General features: G+C 67.5%; 10 protein-coding genes. All 10 read left to right on the top strand.

Annotation, left to right across the window (positions count from 1 at the left end; translation table 11 throughout):
- Window positions 1–583: DUF6441 family protein (locus IE127_RS16200; protein ID WP_189426730.1), on the top strand; the 583-nt coding region annotated here is incomplete at its 5' end.
- A 201-nt stretch (window positions 584–784) separates the two neighbouring features.
- Window positions 785–1,999 carry a PIN-like domain-containing protein gene (locus IE127_RS16195; RefSeq protein WP_189426729.1) on the top strand — a complete coding sequence of 405 codons (1,215 nt, stop codon included), beginning with the start codon at window positions 785–787 and terminating at the stop codon, window positions 1,997–1,999.
- Between the two features lie 6 nt (window positions 2,000–2,005).
- Window positions 2,006–2,425 carry an acyl-CoA transferase gene (locus IE127_RS16190; RefSeq protein WP_189426728.1) on the top strand — a complete coding sequence of 140 codons (420 nt, stop codon included), beginning with the start codon at window positions 2,006–2,008 and terminating at the stop codon, window positions 2,423–2,425.
- Window positions 2,426–2,449: 24 nt separating this feature from the next.
- Entirely contained in the window at window positions 2,450–3,391 is a 942-nt protein-coding gene (locus IE127_RS16185; RefSeq protein WP_189426727.1) for a phage tail tube protein, read from the top strand.
- Complete coding sequence (locus tag IE127_RS16180; protein WP_189426726.1) at window positions 3,391–3,828, top strand: phage-derived protein YdaY family protein; 438 nt, start codon at window positions 3,391–3,393, stop codon at window positions 3,826–3,828. The genes IE127_RS16185 and IE127_RS16180 overlap by 1 nt, the downstream gene beginning before the upstream one ends.
- A gap of 68 nt (window positions 3,829–3,896) precedes the next feature.
- A complete protein-coding gene (locus IE127_RS16175) occupies window positions 3,897–4,055 on the top strand; it encodes a DUF7697 family protein (protein WP_210310522.1) in 159 nt (52 codons plus the stop codon).
- A complete protein-coding gene (locus IE127_RS16170) occupies window positions 4,048–6,465 on the top strand; it encodes a phage tail tape measure C-terminal domain-containing protein (protein WP_189426725.1) in 2,418 nt (805 codons plus the stop codon). The genes IE127_RS16175 and IE127_RS16170 overlap by 8 nt, the downstream gene beginning before the upstream one ends.
- Window positions 6,466–6,526: 61 nt before the next feature.
- Window positions 6,527–7,153 (top strand): DUF2460 domain-containing protein, encoded by a 627-nt coding sequence (locus IE127_RS16165; protein ID WP_189426724.1) that lies wholly within the window; start codon window positions 6,527–6,529, stop codon window positions 7,151–7,153.
- Entirely contained in the window at window positions 7,150–8,034 is an 885-nt protein-coding gene (locus tag IE127_RS16160; RefSeq protein ID WP_189426723.1) for a phage/gene transfer agent baseplate hub protein, read from the top strand. Before IE127_RS16165 ends, IE127_RS16160 begins: the two co-directional genes overlap by 4 nt.
- Complete coding sequence (locus tag IE127_RS16155; RefSeq protein WP_189426722.1) at window positions 8,031–8,477, top strand: NlpC/P60 family protein; 447 nt, start codon at window positions 8,031–8,033, stop codon at window positions 8,475–8,477. Before IE127_RS16160 ends, IE127_RS16155 begins: the two co-directional genes overlap by 4 nt.
- The last annotated feature ends 9 nt before the right edge of the window (window positions 8,478–8,486 follow it).

Genomic DNA, 8,486 nt, shown 5'->3' with positions numbered 1-8,486 from the left:
GGCGGAGGTGGCAGCGGGCGAACGCGCCGTCACCGCCGCCATGCGCGAGGCCGGGACCGGGCTGAAATCGGCGTGGCGGCTGCAGATCACCGGCGCGGGGCTCGGGCCCCGGCTCGCCAACTCGATCCGGAGCCAGAACTTCCCGAGGTCGGGCGAGAGCCTGGACGCGGCGGCGCTGGTCTGGTCGAAGGCCCCGGTCATCGTCGGCGCGCATGACACGGGGCCGCTGATCCGATCGAAGACCGGGTTCTGGTTGGCGATCCCGCTGCCCGCCGCCGGCAAGTCCCTGCGCGGCGGCCGGATCACGCCCGGTGAATGGGAACGGCGACGCGGGTTGCGCCTGCGCTTCGTCTATCGCCGCACGGGCCCGAGCCTGCTGGTGGCGGAGGGGCGGCTGAACACCAAGGGCCAGGCGGTGGTCTCGCGCTCGAAGACGGGGCGCGGCAAGGTCACCGCGCCGATCTTCCTGCTCGTGCCTCAGGTGAAGTTGCCGAAGCGGCTGGACCTGGCGCGGGATGCAGACCGGGCATTGGACGGTGTGCCGGGTTTGATCGTGGCGAACTGGGTGGACGGACGCACGTAGGCCTCAACTGGCCCTTAAGCCCCGGCCCAGCGATTGGAGCCACGCAACAGCACCCACTACAGGGCGCGGACAAACATGGATTCAGTTCGTGCTGTTTGGCGGGTGCGAGGGCGCATGGGAGCATGAACGCGGCAAGCGCGAACAACTCTTGAAGATAGCGCGTGTTGAGCCCAAGGTTCGATGAACGATCCGGGGGTGACCATGCGCGACAAGTTCTGTTGGTATTTCTTTGATCACGGCGACTACGAGGCGGCGTGGAATGAAGGCATTCTGACCGTGGACGCGAATGTCATTCTTGACCTCTACCGTTACAATCAGTCTACACGCGAAGCACTTCTCTCCGCTCTCGAGAGCTTCAAGGGGCGACTTTGGATTTCTAATCAGACAGCGAACGAATTCATTAAGAACCGACGTGTGGTCATAACTGAAACCAGAAACGATTTCGACAAGGCGAAAAAACCCCTCGATGACCTCGAGAAGGCGCTTTCCGCGGCCGTCGATGCAATAAGAGCGTGTCGCGTTATACCAAGGGAATTGAGTGACTCTCTTGATGGAAAAGTCCGAGAGGCGTGCCAGTCTCTTCGCGACGGGATCGATAGCGAGCGAGCCAAAGCCCCTGATTATGATCAGGATGATGAGATTGTGCTACGCCTCGAAGTTGCGTTGGAAGATGGTATCGGAAAACAACCGGATAATCTGGAGGAACTCATCAAAGAAGCCGAGAGGAGGAAAAACGAGAAAATTCCACCCGGCTACATGGACGAGGGCAAAGATGGAACGGGCTTTGCGGGCGATTTTCTAATGTGGAAGGAGATACTTTCCCACGGGAAGGAAAGTGATCGCTCAATGATACTGGTCACCTCGGAAACAAAGGAAGACTGGTGGGAGAAGAAGAGTGGTCGGACTCTTAATCCACGCTTGGAGCTGTTGCGGGAGGCGTATCAAGAAACTGGCAAAAAGATACTAATCTACCACACGGATCAATTTCTAAAACTTCACCAAGAGCGAACTGGCGGTAAATCTGACGAAACTGTTCTGGAGGAAATTAGAGAGTACTCGTTAGCGCGAGAGCCAGCAGTCAGCGTAAAGCAAGAAGTGGATAGCTCAGATAACACGACAAATGCTGGGCGCCTGTTGATTTCCATTTCGAGGCCGGTCAAAAATTTTACCGGCACAGGTCGCCTCGAGCCGAATTTCCTGAGTTCCCCTGATGTTACTGCGAGGCTGGTGGAGAGTCCTTCAGGGGCGCCTTCGGTAAGGATCCGAGCGAACACTGGAACGACATTCAATTTCAATGTCCATGTGCACTCTAATGAGCAGGGCAAATTGCTCCCTGTCGGTGATTATCTGCTTGAGTATCAAGCATCTTACGGCGAATCCGGCCAGAGTGTCAGCGATGAGACAGGACCAGAGTAGGTCTTCATGCCCACCCCACGCGAAACCATCCTCGCCGCGCTGCACGCGCGGCTTTTGGCGCTGCCCGCCACCGCCCTGCGCGGGGACATGCTGCCCGAGCGCGTGCCTGCTGTGGGTCTGCTGATCCTGCGCGACGGCGAACCGGGGGAGCCCGAGGTCACGCTGTCGCCCCTGCGCTACCACTACCAGCACCGCGCCGAAATCGAGGCGGTCGTGCAGGGCGCGGACCGTGACGCCGCCTTCGACACGTTGACCGCCAGCATCGGCGCAGCGCTCGCCGCCGACCGCACGCTGGGCGGCCTCTGCGACTGGGTCGAGGCGGAAGCCCCGCGGCCTGTCGATCTGCCGGTCGACGGCGCGGCCAGCCTGAAGGCCGCCGTCATCCCGGTGGTGCTGCACTATTCCACGGCCGATCCGCTCGGCTGATCCCGACAACCCGAGGAGAACACCATGGCACGAGCCCAGGGGGCGCGGGCGCTGATGGCGCTTGCGTTCGAAACGACCTATGGAACGCCGCCCGCCAGCGGCTTCACCCGCATGCCCTTCGCCAGCACCTCGCTCGGGGCGGAGCAGCCACTGCTGAACTCGGAGCTCTTGGGCTACGGCCGCGATCCGCTGGCGCCGATCAAGGACGCGGTGACAGCCGACGGCGATGTCGTCGTGCCGCTCGACGCCGAGGCACTTGGCTTCTGGCTGAAGGCGGCCTTCGGCGCGCCGACGACCACGGGCGCAGAGGCGCCGTACAGCCACGAGTTCCAGTCGGGGTCCTGGACGCTGCCCTCTATGTCGATCGAGACCGGCATGCCCGAGGTGCCGCGATACGCGATGTATTCGGGCTGCGTGCTCGACCAGATCACCTGGCAAATGCAGCGGTCGGGCCTGCTGACCGCCACGGCGCGGCTGGTGGCGCAGGGCGAGACTGTCGGGACCACGACGAGCGCAGGGACGCCCGCCGCGCTGGAACTGAAGCGCTTCGGCCATTTCAACGGGGCGATCACCCGCAACGGCACCGCACTCGGCAACGTGGTCTCGGCCGAGATCACCTACGCCAACAACCTCGACCGGATCGAGACGATCCGCTCGGACGGCCGCATCGACGGGGCGGATCCGTCCATCGCCGCGTTGACCGGCCGGATCGAGGTCCGCTTCGCCGACCAGACGCTGGTGACGCAGGCAATCAACGGCGATCCCTGCGAGATGGAATTCGCCTACGTCCTGCCCTCGGGCGAGAGCTTCACCTTCACCGTGCACGCCGTCTACCTGCCGCGCCCGCGCATCGAGATCTCCGGGCCGCAGGGTGTGCAGGCCACCTTCGACTGGCAGGCCGCCCGCGACAGCGTCGTCGGCCGGATGTGCACCGCAACCCTCGTGAACGATGTGGAGACCTACTGATGCTGACGCTCGATCTGACCAATGCGCCGCGCTGGCATGACCTCGCGCCCGGCGTCCGGGTACAACTGCGACCGCTGACCACGGCGCTGATGGTGGCGACGCGCAGCGATCCGGCCGTGGAATCTGTTCCAGAAGATGCCTCCGACGAGGAACGCGCCGTCGCTTTCGCGCAAGCACTGGCGCGACGGGCGGTGCTCGCCTGGGAGGGCATCGGCGACGCCGACGGCAAGCCGATCGATCCCAGCCCGGAGGCCATCGACGCGCTGCTCGATGTCTGGCCGATCTTCGAGGCCTTCCAGCTGACCTATGTCTCGAAGGGCCTGCTACTGGAACAGGAAAAAAACGCCTCCGCGCTCTCGCCGAATGGTCCTTCGGCGGGGGCGAGCGATACTGCGAAGCCTGCCAAACGACGTGCCCGGACTGCCCGGCGCGGCTGAACCGGCCGGAAACGCCGGAGGGCTGGCAGATCTGGGACCTGGTCGGCCGTCTCGGCGGCCAGCTGCGCGTGCTGCCCGGCGCGGTGATCGGCTGGGACATGTCGGCGGCGCTCGCACTCGGTGACGCGCTCGGCGTGCCGCCGCTCGCCATGGCCGAACTGCTGCCCGTCATCGAAGCGGTGATGGTCGCGAAACTCAACGAACAGATGGATCAGTCCCATGGCTGAGAAGAGGGTCAGCGTCCGCCTCGCGGCCGTGGGCGGACGGCAGGTGCGCGCCGAACTGGAAGGTGTGGGCGAAGCCGGATCGCGCGGCTTCGGACGGCTGAGCCGGGAGATGGAAGCGGCCAATGCCCGGCTCGCGGCCTTCTCGCGACGGGTGCGGGTCGCGGCTGCGGCCGCCGTCGCCGCTGCCACGGCCGCTGGCGTCGCCATGGTCCGGTCCGGGCTGCAGACCGTCGATGCGCAGGCCAAGCTGGCGCAGTCGCTCGGGACTACTGTCGCCTCGATCCAGACGCTGGAGCGCGCGGGCGAACTTGCGGGCGTCTCGATGTCGGGCATCGAGCAGGCGACCAAGGATCTGACGCGCCGCCTGAGCCAGGCGGCCGCCGGGACCGGCCCCGCCGCCGATGCGCTGGACCGGCTCGGGCTGTCGGCCACCGAGCTGATCTCTCTGCCGCTGGACCAGCGCGTCGGCGCGATCAACGCGGCGATCGAAAGCTTCGTGCCCGCCGCCGAACGCGCGGCTGTCGCAGGCCAGCTTTTCGGCGAGGAAGGTTCCATTGCCATGTCGCGGATCGACACCGCGACGCTGCGCCAGGCGACCGAGGACGTCCTCGCCTTCGGGGTCGTGGTCTCGGAGCAGGACGCTGACCAGATCGAGCGGACAAACGACGCCATCTCCCGGCTCGGGCTGATCTGGCGCGGGCTGTCGAACCAGCTGGCGGTTGCTGCCGCGCCTGCGTTGGAAGCGGTCGCGAATGCCATGGCGGCGGTCGCCAGTCGCACCGGGCCGCTCGGCATCGCGATCCGCGGCCTCTTCGACAACATCGGTCGCCTGACCACCTACGCCGCGACCTTCGCGGCCTTCCTCGCGGGCCGCTGGGTGGCGGGGATGGCCGCTGCGGCGCTCTCGGTCCGTGGCCTCGCAACGGCGCTGGTCGTGCTGCGCGGCGCGCTGATCCGCACCGGGATCGGGGCGCTGGTCGTCGGCGCGGGCGAACTTGTCTACCAGTTCACCCGCCTCGTGTCCGGCGCGGGTGGGTTCGGCGAGGCGATGTCGCTTCTGAAGGACCTCGCTATAGAGGTCTGGGAGCGGATCAGGATGGGCGCCGCCGCGGCGGGCGCTGCGGCCACGGCGATGTTCTTCGACCTGAAGGCCGATGCGGCGTCGGGCATGCAGAGCGCCATCGAGAGCGTGGTCGGTTTCGGCAACACGGCCGCGAACACGTTTGAGGGCGCCTACGAGGCGATCAAGGCGATCTGGGGTCTGCTGCCCGCCGCCATCGGCGATCTCGCGTTCCAGGCGGCCAACAGCCTGGTCGACGGCGTCGAGGCGATGCTGAACGGGGTGGTCTCGCGCATCAACGGCTTCATCGGCGGCATCAACCAGGGGCTGGAAGCCCTCGGATCGGAGCGCCGCATCTCGCTGGTGCCCGACCTCGACCTCGGCGAGATCGAGAACCGCTTCGAGGGCGCGGCCAGCGCTGCCACGACAGCGGCGCAGGCGGCCTTCGATCGGGCCTTCGAGGATAACCCGCTCACCGCGCCCGATCTCGGCCTGACCGAGGCGGCGAACAGGGCGCTCGAGTCCGCGAACCTCTATCGTGGCGCGGCGCGGGATCTGGCGGAGGGAGCCCGTGCCCCGCTCGAAAGCTGGCAGGCGCTGCGCGATGCCGTGCGCGGCACCGACGAGGCCAGTGCCGATGCGCTGACCGAGGCCACCGGAGCGGCCGAGCGGCTGGAGACGGCGCTCGGCGATGCCGGACGCGCCGCGACGGATGCAGGCGCGGCGGCCGGGGCTGCTGCTGCGGCAGCAGAGCCCGTGACCGAAGCTGCCGTCACCGGTTGGCAGGCGGTCACGGCAGCGCTGTCGGATTACGCCAGCAAGGCCCGCGAAATCGGCGGCGACATCGGCCAGAGCCTCGTCGGGGCCTTCCAGTCGGCCGAGAACGCGGTCGGCCAGTTCGTGAAGACCGGGAAGCTGAACTTCCGCGATCTGGTCACCTCGCTGTTGGCCGATCTCGCCCAGCTGGCGGCGCGGCGGTTCATCCTCGGGCCGATCGCCAATGCGCTCTCGGGCGTGTTCTCAGGGGCGGGCGGTATCTTCGCCAACGTCCTGCATGCGGGCGGGATGGTCGGCTCGGCTGGGCCCTCACGCTTGGTCCCGACCATGGCCTTCGCTGCCGCGCCCCGGATGCATGGCGGCGGGATGGCAGGGCTTCGCCACGATGAGGTGCCCGCGATCCTGCAGCGCGGTGAGCGGGTGCTGTCGCGGCGGGAGGCCCAGACCTACGGCGCGGGCGGCGGCGTCAACATCACCATCATGGCCCGCGACGCAGAGAGCTTCCGGCAGTCCCGCACACAGGTCGCGGCGGACATCGCCCGTGCGGTCTCGCTCGGGCGGAGGGGCATGTGAGTGCGACCCCGCAAGTGGGAACCGGTGGCGGGGGCCAGAGCACGAACCAAGGAGAAGCTTGATGGCGTTCCACGAGGTCCGGTTCCCCGACGACATCAGTCGCGGCGCCCGGGGCGGGCCCGAGCGGCGCACCCAGATCGTCGAGCTCGCTTCCGGCGACGAGGAACGCAACGCCAGCTGGGCCAACTCGCGCCGCCGCTACGACGTCGCCTACGGCATCCGCCGCGCCGACGATCTCGCCGCCGTCGTCGCCTTCTTCGAGGCGCGGAACGGCCGTCTTCACGGCTTCCGGTTCAAGGATTGGGCGGATCACAAGTCTTGCCTGCCCTCGGGCGCATTATCACCGACTGATCAGGTGATCGGCACCGGCGACGGCGCGACGACCGCCTTCCAGCTGGTGAAGCGTTACGCCTCGGGCGCGCAATCCTGGACGCGCGCCATCGCGAAGCCGGTGACCGGAACCGTGCGCATCGCGCCGTCGGGCGTCGAGCAGCCCTCCGGCTGGTCCGTCGACACGACAACCGGCGTCGTCACCTTCGGCGCCGCGCCGGGCGCTGGCGTCTCCATCACCGCAGGGTTCGAGTTCGACGTGCCGGTCCGCTTCGACACCGACGTGCTTGACGTGACGCTCGACCTCGAGCGGCTCGGCTCGATCACCTCCATCCCGCTGCTGGAACTGCGCCGATGAAGACCCTCGACCCCGCCCTGCAGGCCCATTTCGACGAGGGCACGACGACGCTCGCCTGGTGCTGGCGGATCGCCCGCGCCGATGGCGTCACCTTCGGCTTCACCGATCACGACCGGACGCTGAGCTTCGACGAGACCGACTTCGAGCCCGAGAGCGGGCTGACGGCGTCCGAGGTGCGGTCGGGATCGGACCTGTCGGTTGATGCGCAGGACGCCGAGGGCGTGCTGACCTCCGACCGGATCACCGAGACCGACATTCTCGACGGCCGCTGGGACAACGCCGAGGTCGAGGTCTGGCGGGTGAACTGGGCCGACACCGGCCAGCGCGTGCTGATGCGGCGCGGGGCCATTGGCCAGATCCGGCGCGGGCGGCTCGCCTTCGTTGCCGAGGTCCGCTCGCTCGCCCACGTCCTCGGCCAGACGGTCGGGCGGACCTTCCAGGCGACCTGCGACGCCGCGCTCGGCGATGCGCGCTGCGGCGTCGATTTGGAGGACCCCGCCTTCAAGGGCACGGGCGCCGTCATCGACCTTCTGCGTGACCGCGCCTTAACGGCCTCGGGCCTCGGCGGCTTCATTTCCGGCTGGTTCACCTTCGGAACAGTCGAATGGACGACCGGTGCGAACGAGGGGCGGCGCGCCGAGGTGCTGGGCCATGACGTCACGGATGGCATCGCCATGCTGACCCTGCTCGAAGCGCCGGTGCGCGCGATCACCGAGGGTGACGCCTTCACCGTCCGCGCGGGCTGCGACAAGCGCATGGAGACCTGCGGGGCCAAGTTCGCGAACACCGTCAACTTCCGCGGCTTCCCGCACATCCCCGGTCAGGATGCCGTGCTGCGCTACGCCACAAAGGACGGCGGCCACGAGGGCGGCATGCTGTGACGCAACGCCTCGCATCAGCCGACCCAGTGCACGTCATCGCCATCGCTCGGTCCTGGCTCGGCACGCCGTACCATGACCAGGCGAGCCTGCGCGGTGTCGGCTGCGACTGCCTCGGGCTGGCCCGGGGCGTCTGGCGCGAGATCGTCGGCCCCGAGCCGTTCCCGATCCCACCCTACAGCCGCGACTGGGGCGAGACAGGCCCGCGCGAGGTTCTGGCCGACGGCGCGCGGCGCATGATGATCGAGGTGTCGCCCGCCGAGGCTGGTCCCGGCGCGCTGGTGCTCTTCCGCATGAAGGCCCGCGCCATCTCCAAGCATGTGGGCATCCTGACAGGGCCTGCCACCTTCCTCCACGCCTATGAGCGGCTCGGCGTGATCGAGGAACCGCTCACCCAGAGCTGGAGGCGGCGCATCGCCTTCGCCTTCCTGTTCCCGCAACGCTGAGACCCCGAC

Origin of the sequence: Devosia pacifica, from assembly GCF_014652635.1 — a bacterium.
Taxonomy (GTDB): Bacteria; Pseudomonadota; Alphaproteobacteria; order Rhizobiales; family Devosiaceae; genus Devosia; species Devosia pacifica.
This window is presented reverse-complemented; position numbering and strand designations above follow the sequence as displayed.